The organism is Natrinema hispanicum, from assembly GCF_004217335.1.
In the GTDB taxonomy this organism is placed as follows: domain Archaea; phylum Halobacteriota; class Halobacteria; order Halobacteriales; family Natrialbaceae; genus Natrinema; species Natrinema hispanicum.
This window is the reverse complement of the sequence record NZ_SHMP01000004.1, coordinates 824,330-843,702: the sequence shown is the minus strand read 5'-3', so window position 1 is coordinate 843,702 and position 19,373 is coordinate 824,330. Positions and strand designations below refer to the sequence as shown.

General features: G+C 61.6%; 19 protein-coding genes. 12 read left to right on the top strand and 7 right to left on the bottom strand.

Annotated elements, in window-relative coordinates; genetic code table 11:
- Positions 1-3 precede the first annotated feature (3 nt).
- The 11 genes from pstC (BDK88_RS11010) to phoU (BDK88_RS10960) all read left to right on the top strand — a co-directional run bounded on the left by pstC (BDK88_RS11010) (position 4) and on the right by phoU (BDK88_RS10960) (position 11,765).
- Positions 4-1,080, top strand: a complete 1,077-nt coding sequence (gene pstC, locus BDK88_RS11010) for a phosphate ABC transporter permease subunit PstC (protein ID WP_130500419.1) — start codon at positions 4-6, stop codon at positions 1,078-1,080.
- Positions 1,077-2,630, top strand: a complete 1,554-nt coding sequence (pstA, locus tag BDK88_RS11005) for a phosphate ABC transporter permease PstA (protein WP_130500418.1) — start codon at positions 1,077-1,079, stop codon at positions 2,628-2,630. Before pstC (BDK88_RS11010) ends, pstA (BDK88_RS11005) begins: the two co-directional genes overlap by 4 nt.
- Complete coding sequence (gene pstB / locus BDK88_RS11000) at positions 2,627-3,559, top strand: phosphate ABC transporter ATP-binding protein PstB (RefSeq protein WP_130500417.1); 933 nt, start codon at positions 2,627-2,629, stop codon at positions 3,557-3,559. The genes pstA (BDK88_RS11005) and pstB (BDK88_RS11000) overlap by 4 nt, the downstream gene beginning before the upstream one ends.
- Complete coding sequence (phoU, locus tag BDK88_RS10995; protein ID WP_130500416.1) at positions 3,559-4,278, top strand: phosphate signaling complex protein PhoU; 720 nt, start codon at positions 3,559-3,561, stop codon at positions 4,276-4,278. Before pstB (BDK88_RS11000) ends, phoU (BDK88_RS10995) begins: the two co-directional genes overlap by 1 nt.
- A 111-nt stretch (positions 4,279-4,389) precedes the next feature.
- Positions 4,390-5,415: a phosphate ABC transporter substrate-binding protein PstS family protein gene (locus tag BDK88_RS10990; RefSeq protein WP_130500415.1), complete on the top strand. Its 1,026-nt coding sequence runs from the start codon at positions 4,390-4,392 to the stop codon at positions 5,413-5,415.
- A 359-nt stretch (positions 5,416-5,774) separates the two neighbouring features.
- Positions 5,775-6,740 carry a phosphate ABC transporter substrate-binding protein PstS family protein gene (locus BDK88_RS10985; RefSeq protein ID WP_130500414.1) on the top strand — a complete coding sequence of 322 codons (966 nt, stop codon included), beginning with the start codon at positions 5,775-5,777 and terminating at the stop codon, positions 6,738-6,740.
- Between the two features lie 48 nt (positions 6,741-6,788).
- Entirely contained in the window at positions 6,789-7,736 is a 948-nt protein-coding gene (pstC, locus tag BDK88_RS10980; protein WP_130500413.1) for a phosphate ABC transporter permease subunit PstC, read from the top strand.
- Between the two features lie 34 nt (positions 7,737-7,770).
- Entirely contained in the window at positions 7,771-9,384 is a 1,614-nt protein-coding gene (gene pstA, locus BDK88_RS10975; protein WP_130500412.1) for a phosphate ABC transporter permease PstA, read from the top strand.
- 3 nt (positions 9,385-9,387) lie between these two features.
- Positions 9,388-10,278 (top strand): phosphate ABC transporter ATP-binding protein PstB, encoded by an 891-nt coding sequence (pstB, locus tag BDK88_RS10970; protein ID WP_130500411.1) that lies wholly within the window; start codon positions 9,388-9,390, stop codon positions 10,276-10,278.
- Positions 10,279-10,436: 158 nt separating this feature from the next.
- Positions 10,437-10,928, top strand: a complete 492-nt coding sequence (locus BDK88_RS10965) for a metal-dependent hydrolase (RefSeq protein ID WP_130500410.1) — start codon at positions 10,437-10,439, stop codon at positions 10,926-10,928.
- Between the two features lie 165 nt (positions 10,929-11,093).
- Positions 11,094-11,765, top strand: coding sequence for a phosphate signaling complex protein PhoU (gene phoU / locus BDK88_RS10960; protein WP_130500409.1), 672 nt, complete (start codon positions 11,094-11,096; stop codon positions 11,763-11,765).
- An 84-nt stretch (positions 11,766-11,849) separates the two neighbouring features.
- On the opposite strand, the gene BDK88_RS10955 is transcribed toward phoU (BDK88_RS10960), so the two are convergent.
- The 6 genes from BDK88_RS10955 to BDK88_RS10930 form a co-directional block, all read right to left on the bottom strand.
- On the bottom strand, positions 11,850-12,374 hold the full coding sequence (locus BDK88_RS10955; protein ID WP_130500632.1) for a plastocyanin/azurin family copper-binding protein: 525 nt from the start codon (positions 12,372-12,374) through the stop codon (positions 11,850-11,852).
- A 153-nt stretch (positions 12,375-12,527) separates the two neighbouring features.
- Positions 12,528-12,950, bottom strand: a complete 423-nt coding sequence (locus BDK88_RS10950) for a hypothetical protein (RefSeq protein ID WP_130500408.1) — start codon at positions 12,948-12,950, stop codon at positions 12,528-12,530.
- A 1-nt stretch (position 12,951) separates the two neighbouring features.
- Positions 12,952-14,634, bottom strand: coding sequence for an FAD-dependent monooxygenase (locus BDK88_RS10945; protein ID WP_130500407.1), 1,683 nt, complete (start codon positions 14,632-14,634; stop codon positions 12,952-12,954).
- Entirely contained in the window at positions 14,634-16,148 is a 1,515-nt protein-coding gene (locus tag BDK88_RS10940) for an electron transfer flavoprotein subunit alpha/FixB family protein (protein ID WP_130500406.1), read from the bottom strand. The genes BDK88_RS10945 and BDK88_RS10940 overlap by 1 nt, the downstream gene beginning before the upstream one ends.
- Position 16,149: 1 nt before the next feature.
- Positions 16,150-17,016 carry an electron transfer flavoprotein subunit beta/FixA family protein gene (locus BDK88_RS10935; protein ID WP_092932265.1) on the bottom strand — a complete coding sequence of 289 codons (867 nt, stop codon included), beginning with the start codon at positions 17,014-17,016 and terminating at the stop codon, positions 16,150-16,152.
- Positions 17,017-17,207: 191 nt separating this feature from the next.
- Positions 17,208-18,065, bottom strand: a complete 858-nt coding sequence (locus BDK88_RS10930; RefSeq protein WP_130500405.1) for a polymer-forming cytoskeletal protein — start codon at positions 18,063-18,065, stop codon at positions 17,208-17,210.
- Positions 18,066-18,203: 138 nt separating this feature from the next.
- Between BDK88_RS10930 and BDK88_RS10925 the strand changes: the two genes are divergently transcribed.
- Positions 18,204-18,401 (top strand): DUF5800 family protein, encoded by a 198-nt coding sequence (locus tag BDK88_RS10925; RefSeq protein ID WP_008014031.1) that lies wholly within the window; start codon positions 18,204-18,206, stop codon positions 18,399-18,401.
- A gap of 122 nt (positions 18,402-18,523) precedes the next feature.
- On the opposite strand, the gene BDK88_RS10920 is transcribed toward BDK88_RS10925, so the two are convergent.
- Complete coding sequence (locus BDK88_RS10920; RefSeq protein WP_130500404.1) at positions 18,524-19,336, bottom strand: hypothetical protein; 813 nt, start codon at positions 19,334-19,336, stop codon at positions 18,524-18,526.
- Between the last annotated feature and the right edge of the window lie 37 nt (positions 19,337-19,373).

Here is a 19,373-nt window from a genome sequence, read left to right as displayed (position 1 = left end):
TTTATGTCAACGACAGAACTACACCAACAACTGAAGGACCGATTCGGGGTCGAGGCGTCAGACGACCGCGTCGTCACCGCGGGGGCAGCGGGCGCGCTGTGTCTCGTCGCGACCACGATCCTGTTCCTGCTCGGCTCGCAGTTCACGGCGATCCCCCTGGTGGGATTCCTATTCACCGTCGGGTACGGACTGTGGAACCATCAGGCGACGACGGCGAAGGCGCTGACCTTCCTCGCGACGATCGCGACGGGAGCGATCCTCGCGCTGATTACCGTCTACCTTATCATCGAGGCGCTCCCGGCGATGCGGGAGATGGGCCTCGCGATGTTCACCGAGACGTCCGCGCCGATGTGGCGAACCCGCGGCGAGGAAGTGTACTCGCTGGTCCCGATGATGTGGGGCACGCTCGTCACGACGATCCTGGCGATGCTGATCGCCGGGCCGCTCGGCGTCGCGGGCGCGCTGTTCATCAGCGAGATCGCGCCCGACGCGGTCCGCGAGATCGTCAAGCCCGCCGTCGAGACGCTCGCAGGAATCCCCTCGATCGTCTACGGCTTCATCGGCTTCACCATTCTGAACGACTACATGATGGAGAACCTGGAACTGCCGACATCCGGCAGCCTCGTTATCGTGGGACTGGTCGTCGGTCTGATGTCGCTGCCGACGGTCGTCTCCGTCGCCGAGGACGCCATCGCGAGCGTCCCTGAATCGATGAAAAGCGGCTCGCTCGCGCTTGGAACGACCGACTGGCAGACGATCAAGAGCATCACCATCCCCGCCGCGTTCTCGGGAGTCTCGGCTGCCGTGCTACTCGGCGTCGGGCGTGCCGTCGGCGAAACGATGGCGGCGACGGTGATTCTGGGCCACGCCCAGCGGCTGCCCGACCCACTATACGACGTCTTCGGGAATACGGAGACGCTGACCAGCCTCATCGCGAGCCAGTACGGGGTCGCTAGCGGAACGCACATGAGCGCGCTGTTCGCCGCAGGCGTCGTGCTGTTCGTCAGCGTCACCGTGCTGTCGATCGGCTCGCAGTACATTGAACGACGGATGAAACATCAGCTGCAGGGAGAATCATGAGCGGAGAGACTACCTCCCGGACGGCCGCGCCGGGAGTCGACATGTTCGACCGCGTCGCGCTGGGGATCGTCGGGATCGCTATCGTCACGTTCCTGCTCGGCTGGACGACGCTGTTCGATCGCACGAGCCCAGACACCGCAGTCGCGGGCCTCTCCCTGTTCGCGCTGTTTGGCGCCGTGTTCCTGCTCGCTGGTGCCGGTTTGATCGCTGCCGGGATCGCGTCGAACGTCGGTCTCTTCGAGACCACCGCTGACCAGTACACCGGACTCGGCACCGGCGTCGCGTTCGGCGTGGTCGGTTTCGCGACTGGCGGTCTCGTGACGACGATCCTGTTCGGCGTCGGCGCGACCGGCAGCGCCCTCGCGGGGCTGGTCGTCGCGCTCGTCGTGACGCTCGGCGTCGCCGTACTCCCGGAAGACATCGGGACGACGTTCCCGGTCGGCCTCCTCGCGCTGGCCTGGGGCGTCTTGCTCGCCGCCGGATTCGTCGACATCGGCTGGGTCTGGGGTCCGCCGTCGCTGGCAGCCACGTTCCACGCGCCAATCGTCGTGCCGCTGGTGACGATCACACTCAGCCTACTGGTCGCCTGGAGCGGCGCGATCGTCGCCGAAGGATTCGGCAGCCAGGGCCGGCAGAACGGCGCGTACCTGATGATCGGACTGAACGCGTTCGGCATGATCGCCGTGCTCCTGTTGCTGATCCTCTTTGTCGTCCGCAAGGGGCTGCCGAAGCTCCTCGAGGGCGCACAGTTCGGTCCAGGGCTGAACATCTCCGTTCCCTTCCTCACGAAGGGCGTCATGCTCGGCCAGCAGTACAGCGGCATCTTCCCAGCCATCGTCGGCACGGTCTGGCTCGTGATCGGTGCGGTGGTGCTCGCGATCCCGATGGGGATCGGCGCTGCCGTCTTCCTCACCGAGTACGCCGAACAGGGCCGGTTCACCGCGGTCATCGAGACCGCGACCAACGCGCTGTGGAGTACGCCCAGTATCGTCTACGGCCTGTTCGGCTACGCGTTCCTCGTACCGCGGTTTGGCAACAGGAACTCGCTGCTGGCAGGGATGATGGTTCTGGGCTTCATGCTGCTGCCCCTGGTCGTCATCACCAGTCGGGAGGCGATCAAGAGCGTCCCCGACGAGTACCGTGACGCCAGCGCCGCGCTGGGCGTCAACCAGTGGCAGACGATCCGAAGCGTCGTGCTGCCGGCCGCGATGCCCGGCGTCGTGACGGGCGTGATCCTCGGCGTCGGCCGGATCGCCGGCGAGACGGCACCGATCCTGCTGGTCACCAGCGGGGCACCGTTCCCGGCGCACGCGCCGAGTATTCTCGGCTCGTTCCGGTTCACTGCAACGCCGCCGTTCGTCCAGAACGAAGCGCTGCTACAGGCCTCGAGCGCGCTCCCCTACCAGCTGTACGCCGTCATCACCGCCGGCGTCGGCCAGGAGGAGGCGTTCGGATGGGGGACCGCTCTCGTACTGCTGCTGGTGGTACTTGGCTTCTACGCCATCGGCATCGCCTCGCGGATCTACTTCAGGAGGAAGCTACACCAATGAGCGACCAAACAGTAACACAAACGAACGAGGAACAGCAATCGAACAGCCTCACGGACCAGCAACCCACTAGCCACACGGTCGACGCCGAGACCGACGAGCGACTCGTCGACTCGTGGACTGACTACGAGTTCGAGGACGAGGCCGCGATCACGGTCGAGGACCTCGACGTGTACTACGGCGACGACCACGCCATCGACAGCGTCTCGATGGAGATCCCCGAACAGAGCGTGACGGCCCTGATCGGTCCGTCGGGCTGCGGGAAGTCGACGTTCCTTCGATGTCTCAACCGGATGAACGACCGCATCGACAGCGCCCGGGTCGATGGGACCGTCGAGATCGACGGCGAGAACATCTACGAAGGCGACACCGACCTGGTGAAGCTCCGGAAGAAGGTCGGGATGGTGTTCCAGAGCCCGAACCCGTTCCCGAAGTCGATCCGCGAGAACATCTCCTACGGGCCGCGCAAGCACGGCGACGTGAACGTCGGCCTGCTGGGCAAACTGCTCGGCGGCGACGACAGCGAGGCCGAACTGCAGATTGTCGAGCGTTCGCTAAAACAGGCCGCGCTGTGGGACGAAGTATCCGATCGCCTCGACGACAACGCGCTCGGACTCTCGGGCGGCCAGCAACAGCGGCTGTGCATCGCGCGCTGTCTCGCCGTCGACCCCGACGTGATCCTGATGGACGAGCCCGCGAGCGCGCTCGACCCCGTCGCGACCGCCAAGATCGAGGACCTCATTGAACAGCTCGCCGAGGAGTACACCGTCGTCGTCGTCACGCACAATATGCAGCAGGCTGCGCGGATCAGCGACCAGACCGCTGTCTTCCTCACGGGCGGCCAGCTCGTCGAGTACGACGACACCGACAAGATCTTCGAAAACCCCGAGAGCGACCGGGTCGAGGACTACGTCACCGGCAAGTTCGGGTGATGACACGCGAGGACTATCAGGACCGCCTCGAGCGCCTTCGTGAGACGGTCATCGCGCTGGGCGATCTCGTCCGCGAACAGCTCGCAGACGGGTTCAGCGCGCTGTTTGCCGGTGATCGTGCGCTCGCGCGCGAGGTAATCGCAGGCGATCAGGCCGTCAATCGCCGCTCCCTCGAGATCGAGGGCGAATGTCTCGACCTGCTGGCGCTGTACCAGCCGGTCGCCAGTGACCTCCGGAGCGTCATCGCGACGTTCAAGATCGTCACCGATCTCGAGCGCGTGGGCGACCTTGCGACCAACGTAGCGGAGTATACGCTGGCATCGACCAGGTCCGCACCGACGCTTCCCGACGTCGATTTCGAGCGGATCGCCGCGCTCGCACTCGAATTGGTCGAGGACGCGATCGAGGCGTTCGTCACGGACGATGTAGACGCCTGTTTTGCGGTCGCCGACCGTGACGACGAACTTGATGCCCGCTGTGGGGCCGTAACCGAGCGCATCGTCCGCACGCTTATCGACCTCCGCGTCGACGGCGATGCAGTCAACAGCGCACAGGCGTTCCCGGACAAGTCGGCGGAGTGGCCGCTCGAGAACGTTCTCACGGACGTTTCCCGGACGCTTGTGATCGTCCGCGACGTAGAGCGGGTCGGCGACCACGCAGTAAACGTGGCCGCGCGGACGCTCTATGCACTCGAGAACAGCGAGGAACTGCTCGCCTGAGCGATCGGGGTCTCCGGCCGGCGGGCGGATCTATATCCGAACTAAATACTATTGATAGATATACAGTCCTCATAGCATCGTATTTTTGTAGTCTTCGGCGTCGTTCACATGATGAGACGCGACCAGTTTGGACGGTCTTTCGAGGGGGTGTCGCGGCGGAACTTCTTAACAGCGACCGGCGGGGTAACGGCGGCTGCGTTCGCCGGCTGTCTCGGGCGCGAGACCAGCAGTGACGACGAACCCGCTGGCAACAGCCAGGACACAACCGAGAACAGCGACGGTCTCTCGGGTACCGTCACGGTCACTGGCTCGAGTACGGTGTATCCGATTTCCCAGGAGATGAAAACCCGATTTATGGAAAAACATCCGGACGTCACCGTCAGGGTCGATTCAACCGGCAGCGGCGGCGGGTTCGAGAATCATTTCTGTCCCGGTGATTCGGATATCAACGCAGCGTCGCGCCCGATCAAAGATGGGGAGAAAACCCACTGTGGAGAAAACGACGTGACGCCGGTCGAGATGCAGATCGCGGGCGACGCGCTCACGATGGCCGTCAGTACCGAGAACACGTGGGCCGAGTGTCTCTCCTTTGACCAGCTCGCCCAGATCTGGAGCGAGGACGGCGCGGAAACGTGGGCTGACCTGAATGCCGACTGGCCCGACGAGCCGTTCAAGCGCTACGGCCCCGACACGACATCGGGGACCTACGACTGGTTCTCCCAAAACGTCGTCAGTCGCGTCGGTTCCCACCGATCCGACTACGTCAGTACCGAGGACGACGAGACCATCGTTCAAGGACTCGAGAGTAGTCCGTACGCGATCGGCTACTTCGGGTATTCCTACTACGCACAGAACAAAGACCGTATCACGGCGCTCGCGATCAAAGCAAACGAGGGCGACGCGTGTGGCGACCCGAGCCTGCAGGCAGCCAAAACGGGCAGCTATCCGATGGCACGGCCGCTATTTATCTATCCGTCCAAGGAGGCACTCCAGCGCGAGGAAGTCGCCGCATTCGTGCGCTTTTACCTCGAGAACTCGACGGCAGACTGGATCGCAGAGGAGGTCAAGTACGTTCCCTCGAGCGACGAGCAGGCCGAGACGAATCTGCAGACGCTCGCGGAAATCGTCGGGGAGTAACGGGACTGCGGTCAGCCTCGACCGAACAGGGACGAGCTGAATCGGCCGGCGTCTTTGCTGCGGATTTCGAAGCTATGATGTCGCCGTATTGGAACAGGTTCTGAGAGTGGAGATGACAGCTCGTCTGGCAGGTTGCCCACTATAGTTTTGCGAAATCTATAGTCTCACCTATCTATAGTCGGCTATGTAATATGTGGTGAACGTGCGCATACCACCTAGCGCCGTCAGTTGCGCGTTAAACCGTCCAGTGTCGCGGAATTGGTCTTCGATGAGTGAGTTGTTCGGAGCTATGGCCATCTATATAGCAATACATAGCTAACATAGCATCGTATTTCTATATACAGTCGAACGTTCACCTGATGACCGATACCCAGATGGATCGTTCGGGTCGCTCGTTTTCTCGACGAAAGTTCCTGGCCGCGACGGGCGCAGTGGGTGCCGCCGCGATCGCTGGCTGTACCGAAAACACGGGTAATGGTGGGAACGAGCGTGTCGTCGTCACGGGAAGTAGTACGGTGTTCCCGGTCTCCGACAGGCTCGCTGAAGAGTTCATGGAGCAAAATGACGGTATAAGCGTCACCACCGACTCGACTGGAACCGGTGGCGGCTTCAACAACAATTTCTGTCCCGGCGACTCCGATATCAACGGTGCTTCGCGACCGATCAAGGATGCTGAGGTCCAAGACTGCAGCGACAGCGGCGTCGACCCCATCGAGTTCCAGATCGGGAAAGACGCGGTCACGATGGCCGTCCACAACGATTCGCCAGTCGACTGTGTGACCTACGACGAACTCGCTCAGATCTGGAGCGAGGGCGGCGCAGAAACGTGGGCCGACGTCAACTCCGACTGGCCCGATGAGGAGATCGTACGTTTCGGCCCGCCGTCGACGTCTGGAACCTTCGACTGGTTCAATACCAACGTCATCGGCGATGCCGGGAGCCACGTCACGCAGTACGAGAAGACCGAAAACGACAACGAGCTCGTGCAGGGCATCTCGTCGACTCAAAACGCGATCGGCTACTTCGGCTACGCGTACTATCGAGAAAATCAGGACGCACTCAAAGCACTCGAGATCCGCGAGACCGAGGACGGCGAGTGTACCGCACCGAGCATCGACGCGGCCCAGTCGGGCGCATATCCGATGGCGCGACCGCTGTACATCTACGTTAACAAGGACGCACTCCAGCAGGATGCAGTCTACGACTTCGTCGAGTTCTACATCGAGCAGTCTTCGACCGACGTCATCTCCGATGTCGGCTACGTCCCCGTAAGCGAAGAACAGGCCCAGTCGAACCTCGACAAACTCGAGAGCGAAGCGAACTGACGCGGCGAATCGAACGATTCACCATGGTAAGTCAATTACGCCCCACAAATGAGTGAACGATCGATAGATGTCGACTTGACACGCGCATCGTCAGGTCAAGTCGTCAAAGAGCGCATCTACAAGTGGCTGCTGTTCGCTTGTGCCGCGCTGACCGTGTTCGTTACAGCGGCGATCATCTACACGCTGGCTACCGACGCGATTGCGTTCTTCATGACAGAAGACGCCAGTGTAGCTGGGTTCTTTACCGGAACGGAGTGGATTGCCCGCTCCGACGGCGGGACCTTCGGCGTCTGGCCGCTCGTGACTGCGACGCTGACCATCACCTTCGTCTCGGCGCTCGTCGCGGTGCCAACCGGCGTCGCAGCCGCCGTCTACCTCAGTGAGTACGCCAGCGACCGAATGCGATCGATCCTAAAACCGTCGCTCGAGATTCTCGCCGGGATTCCGACGGTCGTCTACGGCTATCTGGCGCTCGTCTATCTGACGCCTGCGCTCCAGTGGATCGGCATCCCCGTCAGCACGTTCAATCTGCTGTCCGCATCGATCATGGTCGGGATCATGATCATCCCGATGGTCTCGTCGCTGTCGGAAGACGCGATGAGTTCCGTCCCGGATTCGCTCCGGCAAGCTGGCTACGGGATGGGGGCGACGAAGTACGAGGTATCGACCGGGATCGTGATCCCGGCCGCCATCTCCGGCATCTTCTCGTCGTTCATCCTTGCGCTCTCGCGGGCGATTGGCGAAACCATGATCGTCGTTATGGCCGCCGGCTTGCGACCGCGGATGTTCAACTTCGCGAACCCACTCGACAACCTGCTCAGTTCAGGCCAACCGATGACCGCGGGGATGGTCAGCGCCGTCACCAGTGACGCGACCGGCGGCTCGGCAACGTATCTGAGCATGTTCGCGCTCGGACTGACGCTGTTCGTCATCACGTTCATGATGAACCTCGCGAGCGATTACGTCGCATCACGCTATCAGGAGGAGTACCAATGAGTGACACCAACGAGATCATGGAGGTGTACCGATAATGGCGACCGATCAGCAGACCGGGACGTGGTACGGAACGGGCAAGGCGGTTAGCCGCGCCCGTGGCCAGGCGTTCAAGACGCTCTGTCTCAGCGCGACCCTCCTGGCCTTGTTGTCCGTCTTCGTACTTCTCCTGTACGTCGCGAACGACGCTTTCCAGCCCCTTTCGGCGGACATGGGGTGGCTGCTCGTCACCATCGGGACGGTCGTTGTCCCCTCCCTCGCCGCGGTCGGCTACTACTATACGCGTGATACGAGAGCGGGCGAGACGGCAACCATCGCGCTTGGCTTGCCGGTCGTCTCGCTGCTGCTCACCGGCGGAGTGTTCATTACGTTCGAACACGTCGTCAGCGTCTATCAGTGGCTCTCGATCCTCGTCTCGCTTGCCGTCGCCGGCGGGATCGTGTACGCCCACAGCCGCGTTCGGACAGAGGCCGACATTGAGCGACTCGTGGTCGTCGTGGCTGTGCCAGCGCTCGCACTCTGGTTCATTCCGAAGCTCATCCTCTCGCTGCCGATGTTGCCGACACAGTCGATTGCGCTGCTGGGATCGTTCGTCGTGCCGGTCGCAGTCGTCGTCGGCCTGTTCGTCCGCAGACAGCGCGAAAACGACCGTGACGGTGCGATCGCTGCGGCACTGACACTCGTCGGGGCGGCAGCAGGATTCGGCGTTGCACCCGTCGTCGGTATCACCCCGTTCGTCTGGATGCTGCTCGTTACGGTCACTGCCGTCCCTGTCAGTCTCTACGTCGAGAGCGTCATCCGCCGTGGGGCCGGCGTGTCCGGGCTCGCGTTCCCGCTGATCGTTGTCGGAGGGATCGTCGCCAGCGCCGTCCTCACGGACACGCTCGGATTCGCCGGCCCGACGCCGTGGCTCGACTGGGGCTTCCTGACGAACGTCCCCTCGCGGACGCCCGAAGACGCTGGCTTCTATCCGCCGCTGGTCGGCTCGGTGATGATGTTGCTCATAATCATCATCTCCGCGTTCCCGATCGGCGTCGGCGCTGCACTCTATCTCGAGGAGTACGCCCCGCAACGAGGTCGCTGGGGCCGGCTCGTCGACCTGATTGAGGTCAACATCGGGAACCTTGCTGGTGTCCCATCGGTCGTCTACGGGGTCCTCGGGCTCGCACTGTTCATCCGAGCGGGCGGGCTCGGCTCAGGAACTGCCCTCGTCGGCGGCTTCACCGTCGGACTGTTGATTCTCCCCATCGTCATCATCTCCTCACAAGAGGCGATCAGTGCCGTCCCTGACTCGATGCGCCAGGCATCATACGGTATGGGCGCGACCAAGTGGCAGACGACTCGCAACGTTGTCCTTCCGGAGGCACTGCCGGGGATCATGACCGGCAACATCCTCGCGATGGGCCGAGCGATCGGTGAGACGGCACCGCTGCTCATCATCGGCGCGCCAGCGGTCGTTCGCATCGCGCCGAGTTCGTTCACGAACAAGTTCAGCGCAATGCCGCGCCAGATCTATACCTGGTCGGGCGAGATCGACGCCGCGTTCCGACACGGTGTGCTGGCAGCTGGCGTTGTCACGCTACTGGTCGTTCTCCTGCTCATGAACGGCGCTGCAATCCTGATTCGTAACAAGTATCAACGGCGAGAGTAACCTATGACACAAGATTCAATGACTAACCCGGACAGCCGTACTGATAGCCAATCGACCGATCTCGAGGGATCGAATCAAACGAGCGATCCGCTCGTCGATTCGTCGATCGACACCGGCCAGTCGGGCGGCTCCGGGGGAGAAACACGGACAGTAATCGAATCCCAGGACCTCGACGTGTTCTACGACGAGACGCAGGCGCTGCAGAGCGTCGACATCGAGATCCCGGCCGAGAAGGTCACGGCGATCATCGGTCCGTCCGGTTGTGGCAAATCGACGTTCCTCCGGTGTATCAACCGGATGAACGACCTCGTCGACGCTGCGCGAATCGAGGGCGAGTTGAACTTCGAAGGGAAAAACGTCTACGACGACGATGTCGATCCAGTCGTCCTTCGGCGCAAGATCGGGATGGTCTTCCAGTCGCCAAATCCCTTCCCCAAGAGTATCTACGACAACGTCGCCTACGGCCTGGACGTCCAGGGGATCGAAGGCGATTATGACGCGATCGTCGAGAAGGCGCTCCGCCGCGCTGCGCTCTGGGACGAGGTCAAAGACCAACTCGACTCGAGCGGACTGGACCTCTCCGGTGGCCAACAACAGCGCCTCTGTATCGCGCGTGCGATCGCACCCGATCCGGACGTGCTTCTGATGGACGAGCCGGCGTCGGCGCTGGACCCGGTCGCAACCTCGAAGATCGAAGATCTGATCGAAGAGTTGTCCGAGGAGTATACCGTCGTTATCGTCACGCACAACATGCAACAGGCCGCCCGGATCTCGGATAAGACGGCGGTCTTCCTGACCGGGGGCGAACTCGCCGAGTTCGACGATACCGACAAGATCTTCGAGAACCCCGAGAGCCAACGCGTCGAAGACTACATCACCGGCAAGTTCGGATAGTCACCGCTGTTCGACTCGCAGTTTCGTTCGACCCGTTGCGTGCAATCGCTTGTGTGTTCTCATCCCAACGTAGTCCGTGCAGAGACAGTTATGGCACGCGTTGTGTGTGGGTTGCTAACTATGCTGTTTATTGTTCGGTCTCACATGAATCGGACACGATGGTCGCCACTGGGGTTCACATCCTGGTCGGGCTGGCACTGATCATGCTGATGGGTCGGTCCAGACGTCCCGAGCCGTACCTCGTTGCGGCACTCGCCGCGACCGTTCCCGACAGCGATACGTTCGTCTTTCAGCCACTGGTCGAACTCGGATACGTCGCCGGTGCCCTCTGGAGTCATCGGGGGCTCACACACTCGCTTCTCGGCGGGGTCATCGTGGTCGCCCTTCTCTCGTATTTCGGCCCCCGGTGGGCTGCTGCTATGGGGTTCAGTTCACATCTCGTCCTCGATGCCTTCTCCGGTGGCGTCCAACTGTTCGCACCCCTCAATCAGACGCTGTATGGTCTGTCGGTCGATTGGTTGCTGCTGAACTCGCTCACATCAGCCGTTGCAGTTCCCATGATTCTCGGCGGGTTGCTCGCATTGAAACACGACATCGAATATCGGCTGCCCCGACCTCCGTCGCAACCGGTTCTCGAGTGGTTCCGGTAGCATCCTTCCGTGATCGATCACGGGAGGTTCGCGCATGCGCTCCGAATGGACGTGGCCGAGGAGATCGACGAGCGAGACGGGTGTCATGTCGGTGTGTCTCACGCCGTTATCGACAAAATTGGGACTGCACACAGCCTTTATCAGGAACGGACACCGTGAAACGGTATGGCCAGACAATCATATCAGGAGAAGCTCACGGAACTCCGTGAGGACGTGCTCTACATGAGCGAGGTCGTCATGGAACGGCTTCGCATGGGACTGGACGCCTTAGAACAGAAAGACGAGAACCTCGCCCGCGAAGTGATCGAAGGCGACGGCGAGATCAACCGCATGTACCTCGATCTCGAGCAGGACTGTATCGACCTGCTCGCGCTCCAGCAGCCGGTGGCGAGCGATCTGCGCTTTATCGCCGCCTCGTTCAAGATCATTACCGACTTAGAACGGATCGGCGATCTCGCGACCAACCTCGGGGAGTACACGCTCGATGCCGAGCGCGATCTGTTCCCCGATGTCGACGTCCAAGAGATGGGCGAACTGACCCTCGACATGCTCGAGGACGCGATGCTCGCCTACGACGACGAGGACACCGACGCCTGTCGCGAACTGGCAGCCCGCGACGACGAACTCGACCACTTCGCCGAACGAGCAAGCGAGATCGTCGTCCGTGACCTCATCGAGCGCGAACTCGAGTCAGCCGACGAGGTCGAACAGCTACTCAAGGACGTGTCACGGCTTCTCTTGACGATTCGTGACCTCGAGCGCGTCGGCGATCACACGGTCAACATCGCCGCGCGGACGCTGTATATGGTCGAAAACGACGACGAACTTATTTACTGATTACCGGTCGCGTCTCGCGTACGATCGGGCGTTCACGGACTGGTATCGAGCAGTTCGAAAACGGTTCTCGGCGCAGTTCAAGCGCTAGCTGCTTTCGTTCCCGGTTTCGTTTCCAGTTTCGTTACCGGTCTCGTTACCGCCACCACCACCGCCGCCACCGCCGCCACCACCGCCACCCATCTGAACTTCACCCTCCATCTGCGGGTGTGGTTGGCAGTTATACGTCGCCATATCGCTGCTTGCCGTGAAGTCGATGTACTGGCCTTCGCCGGGGTCTGAGACGGGATCACCGGTAGTCAGGTCGTCGATTACTTCGCCGTCGGCATTGCGGATCTCCATGTTGTGGTTGGCACCATCACCTTCCGACCAGCCGATCGTGTAGTCTTCGCCTTCCTGCAGCATGAGTGCCGGATTCTGTTCGCCCTCGATCGCGGACGGTGCGAGACCCTCCCAGTGGGTCGTCTGGCCGCTGAAGTCGATCGTCGTCCCGGGTTCGATTTCGACGCCACCGCCACCATCACCGTTTCCGTTCCCATTCCCGTTGCCACCATCGCCGCCACAGCCTGCGACAAACGCCGTCGACGCGGCAACACCTGTCAACTGAAGTATTCGTCGTCGGGATAACCGATCGTCTCGTGCCATCACGCTGGCTTTGCGCTCAACGGGAATAGCCGAATACCCGTCGCCTGCGTGGAAGTCAAATACGGGCAGGTATATGACAGCTTTGCATCATAATTTCACAATCTGGGTGCCCGCCCCGCGTTACTGCGTTGGTTGCTGGCGGGCACGGCGAGCCGGAACGCAGGTCAACAACTGTGCCGTATCGACGATGTTTCGCGTTTCGAGCAACAGCTCTGCCGCCTCACGAACGGAAAACTCGGCCTCGAGGGCGACGCCGTGACAGCGCGTGTAACACTCGAGCCAGCGGTTCATCGCGGTCTCGAGGGCAGTGAATTCGGCGTCCGAGAACGGCACGAGCCGGCCGCCAGTCCGGGCCTCGATGTAGAGCCAGATGGCCTGCCCTGCGCCCGCTCGGAGGTAGCCGACGGCGTTGTCAGGACTCGTCGGGCCGTCCGGAATCGGATCGCTGCCCGATCCCACCGTGACCTCGACCGCGTCGAACGCCGCTCGCTCGCGTTCGGCGCGGCGTGCGAGCGCGGCGATCTGCGGCCCATACCGGCTCATACTATCCCTCGCGGAACTCGATGCCCTTGCCGCCGCGGGGGTGTTCCCACTCGGTGTCGGCGACAATCGCACAGGTTCCACACTCGACGCAGGGCTGGGTGTCGAGGCTCACCAGCGTCTCCGCAGTGCCGTTGGTCTTGACCGTTTCCGACCGGTAACAGCCGCCGCCGAAGTCCTCGGCGCTGACCGGGCAGGCAGTGACAGCCGCACCACTTTCCTCGTAGGACTCGTCAAGCAGTTCGATGTGTGGATTGCCGACGTCGGTGTCGTACGTGAGTTCGCCGATGCGCTCCTCGAGAGACGGTGGCTCGATGTCGCTCTCCCAGTAGATCGTCTTGCCGTGTTCCTCGGCGATCAGCGTCGGCAGGGAGACGTAGCCGGTCTTCGTATCGGGCAACATCGAGACCAAAAACGGCGAGTTGTACGCCCGCTCGAGGAGTCGATCGGCGATCGGATTGCCGACGGCCAGCGAGCCAAGCGGCGAGTCGAGTACTCGCTCGACCGCGTTCGTCACGGCGTCGTGTTCGCTGACGCTTCGGCTGAGTTCGTACCGTCGAGGCCGGAGCTTATCCATCGTCCCGGAGTCATTGAGCAGTTTCGTGTAGCGCCGGCCAGCGGCTTCCGGATCGCGGTTGCCGCGGGTGACAGCGAAGGCGTCGGCCGCGAGCGCGCCCGCGCTGACGGCGTGGTTCATCCCCTTGATGATCGGCCCCTGGGCCTGCATCTGGCCGGCGGCGTCGCCGACGAGGACGAGCCGGTCGCGGTAGGGACGGCGATGGGCGACCTTCTTCGAGTCGGGAACGAGTTTCGCCGCGTACTCGCGCTCGTGGTACTCGTTTTGGAACCAGCCGGCTAACACCGGATGGGTCAGCAGGGCGTCGAGCAGCTCGTGGGGTTCGGCCTCCTGCTCGACGAGGCTATCGAGGTGGAAGACGGTCCCGATCGACAGCGAATCCTCGTTCGTATAGAGGAAGCCACCGCCGCGAACGTCACTGAAGAGGTCACCCGAGAACAGGTGGGCGGCCCCCTCGTCGGGCGCGATGTCGAACCGGTCATCGATCGCGCCGGGGTCCATATCGACGACGGCCTTGACGCCCTGAAACCACTCGTCGGGCTCCTCCCAGTCCATCAGCCCCGCCTCGCGAGCGAGTTCGGAGTTGACGCCGTCGGCCGCGACGATCAGGTCCGCTTTGATCGGGTCGAGTTCGTCGCAGGTGACACCGACGATTTCGCCGTTTTCTCTGAGGAGGCCGTCGACGCGGACGTTCGTCAGGACGCCGCCGCCGGTTTCGCTGGTCTTCTCGTGAACCCGTTGCTCGAGCCAGGAGTCCATCTCCCGACGCAATACGGCGTCACACCAGTCGGTGTCGTGCTCGTGGAGGTCGGTCAGGTCGTAGGTCTTGACTGCGTTGCCGGCGATGTTGTGGATGTAATAGTCCGTGACCGGCCGCTCGGACGCGCGCTCGCGGAAGCCATCGAAGAGGTCGTCGATCGTGTAGGGAGCCGACTCTTCGGCGTAGATCAGTCCACCGGAGACGTTCTTCGCACCCGCCTCCGTGCCGCGTTCGAGGACAAGTGTCTCGATGTCGTGATCTGCCAGCCGGGAGGCCGCTGCAGCCCCGCCGGGGCCACAGCCCACGACGACAGCCTCGTAGTGTTCGTAGACGTCCGTTTCGGTCGTCATCACTCGTCACCTCCGTCGGCAACGGCCTCGGGCTCGAGGCCCAGCCCACCCGATTCGACGGCCTCCGCAAACCGCGGCAGGACCTCGAAGAGGTCGCCCTCGATGAAGTAATCGCTGAAGTCTCGAATCCGGGCATCGGGGTCGGTGTTGATCGCGACGATCGTGTCGGATTCGTCCATGCCGACCTTGTGCTGGACCGCTCCCGAGACGCCCGCGGCGATGTAGACGTCTGGTGCGACGACCTGGCCGGTTTCGCCGATCTGGCGCTCCTCGTTCGAGTATGACTCGACGTGACCCTCGAACTGGTAGGAAGACGTAACGATCCCCCGCGTAATCCCGAGTGCGGCGTCGTCGAAGGCATCGACCAACTCGAGGCCCAGTTCCATCCCCTCGGTCGGATCGTCGGCGATCCCGCGCCCGAGACAGACGATCACGTCGTGGCCGGTGAGATCGATCCCGGCCTCGAGACGGTCGTGGTCGGTGATTTCGACGCGGAACCAGTCGTCGTCTAAGTCCATATCGTGTTCGACAACCAGTCCCTCGCGGTCGGGGTCGCGTTCCATCGGTTCGAAACTGCCCGGAATGACCGAACAGCCCTGCGGATGGAACTCTCGGCCAGGGTTGTCCAGACAGAGAATCGTCGAGTACTCGAAGCCCGAGAAGTCCGGGCGTTTCATATGCAGGACCTTCTCGAAGGTCTTCTTGACGCCGGGCTCGCCGGTCTTGACCGGGTTCGACACCTCTTCGGCCTCGATGAACAGATCGGAACAGTCCGATGCCAGCCCGGAGTCGAGTTCGGCCTGGACCTTCGCAGAGAGGTCCCGCCCGTTGTTCGTCGCGGGGAACAGGATATACCGTGGCTCGTCGTAGTCGCGCCAGTCGGTGCTCTCGACGGTCCCCTTCCCGCGGGCCATGTGGGCCGCGATCTCGGTGTAGGGTTTGTGCAAGAATCGCTCGAGGCGCTCGTCGTCGTGATAGACCGCGACATCTGCCCCGTAGGCGATACACTCCTCGGCCAGCCCCTCACAGTCGTCGCCCATCAGGAAGGCAACGACGTCTTCGTCGTCGCCGTAGTCCTCCTCGAAGCCGTCCATGAGCTCGCGGGCCTTGCCGAGCATCTCCGTCGAGACGTCGAGCAACTCGCCGCCCTGAGTCTCACAGAAGACCCACATATCCGCGTATTCGCCGTCTTCGAGCGCCCGGACGTGTTTCTTGTCCCGAGTGGGACGTGAGAGGTCATCGTCTTCTTCGGCGTCCTCGCCCTCCGGCTCCGACTCGTCATCCGCATCGCCTCCGTCCGTAGCCGCCGCTTCACCTGCTTCGGTATCGCCGTGTTCGCCGTCGGCGGCACCGATCTCCTCGAGCCGGTCTTGGATCGCCTCGCGGGCCGTCGTCCGATCCTGGCCGGCTTGCTCGGCCTCGAAGATCGCCTGAAGGTCGTCAGCGTCGTCGATCGTCTCGAGTTCGTCGGTCAGTTCCTCGACGGTGTAGTCGTCCGGATCGATGGCTGGCATATCAGTCACCTGCCTCCGCGGCGTGGGGCTGCAGTTCCTCGAGAACCGGTGCTATCTCGTCTTCGGCGGGGTCGATCATCGTCGCCTCTCGCTCGGAGGGCGCTTTGGGGATCGGATCGACCGACGAGACGATCGTCGGCGACCCATCGAGCCCGATGTAGTCGGGATCGAGATTTAGGTCGGTGTGATCCCACATCGTCAGGTAGTCGTCGTGGTTCGCGGCTCGCTGTTGGGTTTCGGCTCGCAATTCCTTGTGTGTTAGTCGATGCGAGGCCTTCCGGTATGTCGGCTCGAACTCGGGATCGGTGACGACGAAACAGGGCAACGGCGCTTCCACGGTTTCGACCTCGTCGATATCGCCCTCGACGAGCCGTTTCGCACGCAACATCCGCTCGTCGGGATCGATGTCGAGTGCGATGACGTGAGTGACAATCGGCCAGTCCATCGCCCAGCAGGTCTGCGGGCCGGTCTGGCCGGTCTCTCCGTCTGCCGTCTTGAACCCAGCAAAGACCAGATCGACGTCCGCAATTTCCTCCTGATACTTCTCGAGGCCGGCGCTTAGCGTGATCGCCGTCGCCCAGGTATCGGAGGCGGCCAGTTCCCGATCTGAGAGCAGATAGGTATCGTCGGCGTAGACCGTCTCCATCGCCCCCTGCAAGACCTCGGCGTACCCCGGCGGCCCCATGCTCATTCCGGTGACGTGGCCGCCGTGGCGGACTTTCGTCTGCAGTGCGGCCTGCAGCGCGAACTCGTCGTTGGGGTTCATCACGGTCGGCGTCTTCCCCCGCTCTAGGTGGCCGTCTTCGTCGAACGAGACGGCCCCTTCCGAGAAGTCCGGGACGCCTTTCGTGAGTACGATCGATCTCATCGTCCCCTCCGCAACTGTGTGGTTACTATTCGCATGTCTGTGGCCCCCTATCATAGTATCAGTATTAAGAATAGGGGAGGAAATCGCTGGCAGGAAATGGCCACGAAGCGGGTTTCTCTCGAGCGATATCAGGAAAATAGCGTCGACAGGGGCCGCCGTGACCCGCGTGCGATCGGAATGGCCGATCAGTCTTATTCCTGTTCGCGTTCGGTCGTCCCCATCGTGATCTCGCCGGCAGCGCGAATCGTGCCGTCGACCTCGGCGTCGGGACCGAGCTCGAGATCGCCACAGGAGACGTCACCGAGGATGCGCGCGTCGGCACCGATCTCGACGTCGCCGTTACGGGTGGTGACGTCGCCGTGAATTCGCGTGCCGTCACCGACGAAGATATCACCGCGTGCCCGGAGACTCCCGAAGATATTGCAGGACGTTCCGACGTCGATCGTCTCCGCGCGGACGTTCCCATGAAGGCGACAGTCGTCGCCGATCGTCGCGGGCGTCGAGACGCGCCAGGCGTCGTCGCCGACGGTCGCGTTCTGTGGGATCACCAGCGGTTCGGCGTCGGCGTCGTCCGCGTCGTCCTCGAGGAGTTCGGAGACGAGTTGCTGGGCGGTGTCGTCCTCGCCGATCAACAGCAGGTGTTTGAGATAGACGAACAGGAAAACGATCGTCGGCATCGGGTTGCGGATGACGATCCAGCCGTTTGCCTCGAATCCCTCCTCGATTTCGACGTCGTCACCGATGTCGAGATCGCCCGCGACTTTCAGTCTGCCGCCAACGTGGACGCGTTCGCCGATGTAAGCGTCCTGCCCGACGAGGACGTTTTCGGCGACATCACACCACATGTCGAGCCGACAGTCGCCGCCGGCCTCGATCGCGCCGCCGAATTCTGCCCCTTCGCCGGCGAAGACGTTCCGGCCGCGGACCCCGAACTCGACGGTCGAGCGCCCACCGACGAGGACGTCCCCGTCGGTAACGACGTCGCGCTCTTGCGTTTCCGTTCCATCGGGAACGATGAGTTCGTCGAGCGGATCCCTGCTGAAGGCCACATTCACGTCACAAGGACATATCACCTAATAAATGTCGCGCGTCGTCGGCCGTTCGTCTGACGTGTGTCTGCCGAATGCGAGCAGTGGCGGCCGCAGACAGTCGCCCCGTTTTTACACTCCCGTTGCGTACGGCCAGTCATGACTACACTCGCGTTCGACGACGACGGTGTCGATGTCGTCTACGAAGGGACCGAGTTCCGCCTCGAGCGGGACTTAGTCGAGGAAGCCACCGAGAAGTCCTACTATGACGTGACTGACCACGAAGTTCTGAAAATCGTCGCCGAACAGCCGAACCTGCAGGGCGAGCCGCGCCGCATCGGCGATATTTTGGATTAAAACGAGGATGTCATAGAACAGTTCGCACACCTACCCACCGATTGCTCGCCGAACGGTCAATACAGAGTAAGAAGTGTCTGCTGACGTTCGCGAGCGAATGCGATTTGCCAATTATTGTATATTCAATGTTCCCACGGACAAGCGGCTGGGTCGTACATAGGATATTCGATTGTTATTATTTCCACTGAAAAAGACTGTTCTTTGCTACCTTCTTGGACAAGAATATAGTCTGGATTATCATCAAAACGGCTGACGCCACCAAGTTCCACAGCCTTAGAAATAGTCTCTTGATCTTCGACCGTGATCTCTACCGTATACTCCCCATACTCACTGCCGATTGGAATTTCCTTATCGTGAGAAAGATTCTCCTCTTTGAGAGGACCCGGCTCTCCCTCTGGCTCCCTCTCATCAAGAGTAGGATCTGTTAGCTCTTGGAGAGTTAAGTCCGCCTCTTCAAGAACTGTCCTCTCCCCATCTTTGACCGTGACTGAAATTTCCAAATTCTTATCCGTCGAATTATAGATAGGGAGAGTAATTGTTTCGTCATACTGGGGTGTTATTTCCTTAAACTGGAGGGTCGTCTCCTTGACACCGTTCCGATCCACTATCGGGGTATAGTAGCTATCATCTTTTTTAAGCGCCTCGAGTTCTGGTCCGGAAATTTCACTCCACAGTAACTCTCCTTCGGTCGCGTACTGTCCCTCTTTGAGTGCTACGTCAACCTCATCCTTGATGGCTTCTGGAAGTCGTGTATAGCTGAGAATCGAAAGTTCACATGGCTCATATCCATCTGTACCGTCGTCGCCGTCCGTAGCCCTTTCATTCGTGTCGTCCGTAGCCCCTTCATTCGTGTCGTCCGTAGCCCTTTCACTTGTACACCCAGCAATCGTAGCCGCACCTGTAGCAACCGCAGTAAGTACCAGCCGTCGTCTCATAACTCGGTTTCAGAAACCATTGGTAAATATTTTCTGT

Bases quoted from the DNA above. Each gene is read 5' to 3' on its own strand.
- pstB (WP_130500411.1), top strand. From the start codon at position 9,388: ATGACACAAGATTCAATGACTAACCCGGACAGCCGTACTGATAGCCAA.
- pstC (WP_130500413.1), top strand. From the start codon at position 6,789: ATGAGTGAACGATCGATAGATGTCGACTTGACACGCGCATCGTCAGGT.
- BDK88_RS10920 (WP_130500404.1), bottom strand. From the start codon at position 19,336: ATGAGACGACGGCTGGTACTTACTGCGGTTGCTACAGGTGCGGCTACG.
- phoU (WP_130500409.1), top strand. From the start codon at position 11,094: ATGGCCAGACAATCATATCAGGAGAAGCTCACGGAACTCCGTGAGGAC.
- pstC (WP_130500419.1), top strand. From the start codon at position 4: ATGTCAACGACAGAACTACACCAACAACTGAAGGACCGATTCGGGGTC.
- pstA (WP_130500412.1), top strand. From the start codon at position 7,771: ATGGCGACCGATCAGCAGACCGGGACGTGGTACGGAACGGGCAAGGCG.
- BDK88_RS10940 (WP_130500406.1), bottom strand. From the start codon at position 16,148: ATGCCAGCCATCGATCCGGACGACTACACCGTCGAGGAACTGACCGAC.
- BDK88_RS10985 (WP_130500414.1), top strand. From the start codon at position 5,775: ATGACCGATACCCAGATGGATCGTTCGGGTCGCTCGTTTTCTCGACGA.
- BDK88_RS10950 (WP_130500408.1), bottom strand. From the start codon at position 12,950: ATGAGCCGGTATGGGCCGCAGATCGCCGCGCTCGCACGCCGCGCCGAA.
- BDK88_RS10945 (WP_130500407.1), bottom strand. From the start codon at position 14,634: ATGACGACCGAAACGGACGTCTACGAACACTACGAGGCTGTCGTCGTG.
- pstB (WP_130500417.1), top strand. From the start codon at position 2,627: ATGAGCGACCAAACAGTAACACAAACGAACGAGGAACAGCAATCGAAC.
- BDK88_RS10990 (WP_130500415.1), top strand. From the start codon at position 4,390: ATGAGACGCGACCAGTTTGGACGGTCTTTCGAGGGGGTGTCGCGGCGG.
- pstA (WP_130500418.1), top strand. From the start codon at position 1,077: ATGAGCGGAGAGACTACCTCCCGGACGGCCGCGCCGGGAGTCGACATG.
- phoU (WP_130500416.1), top strand. From the start codon at position 3,559: ATGACACGCGAGGACTATCAGGACCGCCTCGAGCGCCTTCGTGAGACG.
- BDK88_RS10965 (WP_130500410.1), top strand. From the start codon at position 10,437: ATGGTCGCCACTGGGGTTCACATCCTGGTCGGGCTGGCACTGATCATG.
- BDK88_RS10935 (WP_092932265.1), bottom strand. From the start codon at position 17,016: ATGAGATCGATCGTACTCACGAAAGGCGTCCCGGACTTCTCGGAAGGG.
- BDK88_RS10925 (WP_008014031.1), top strand. From the start codon at position 18,204: ATGACTACACTCGCGTTCGACGACGACGGTGTCGATGTCGTCTACGAA.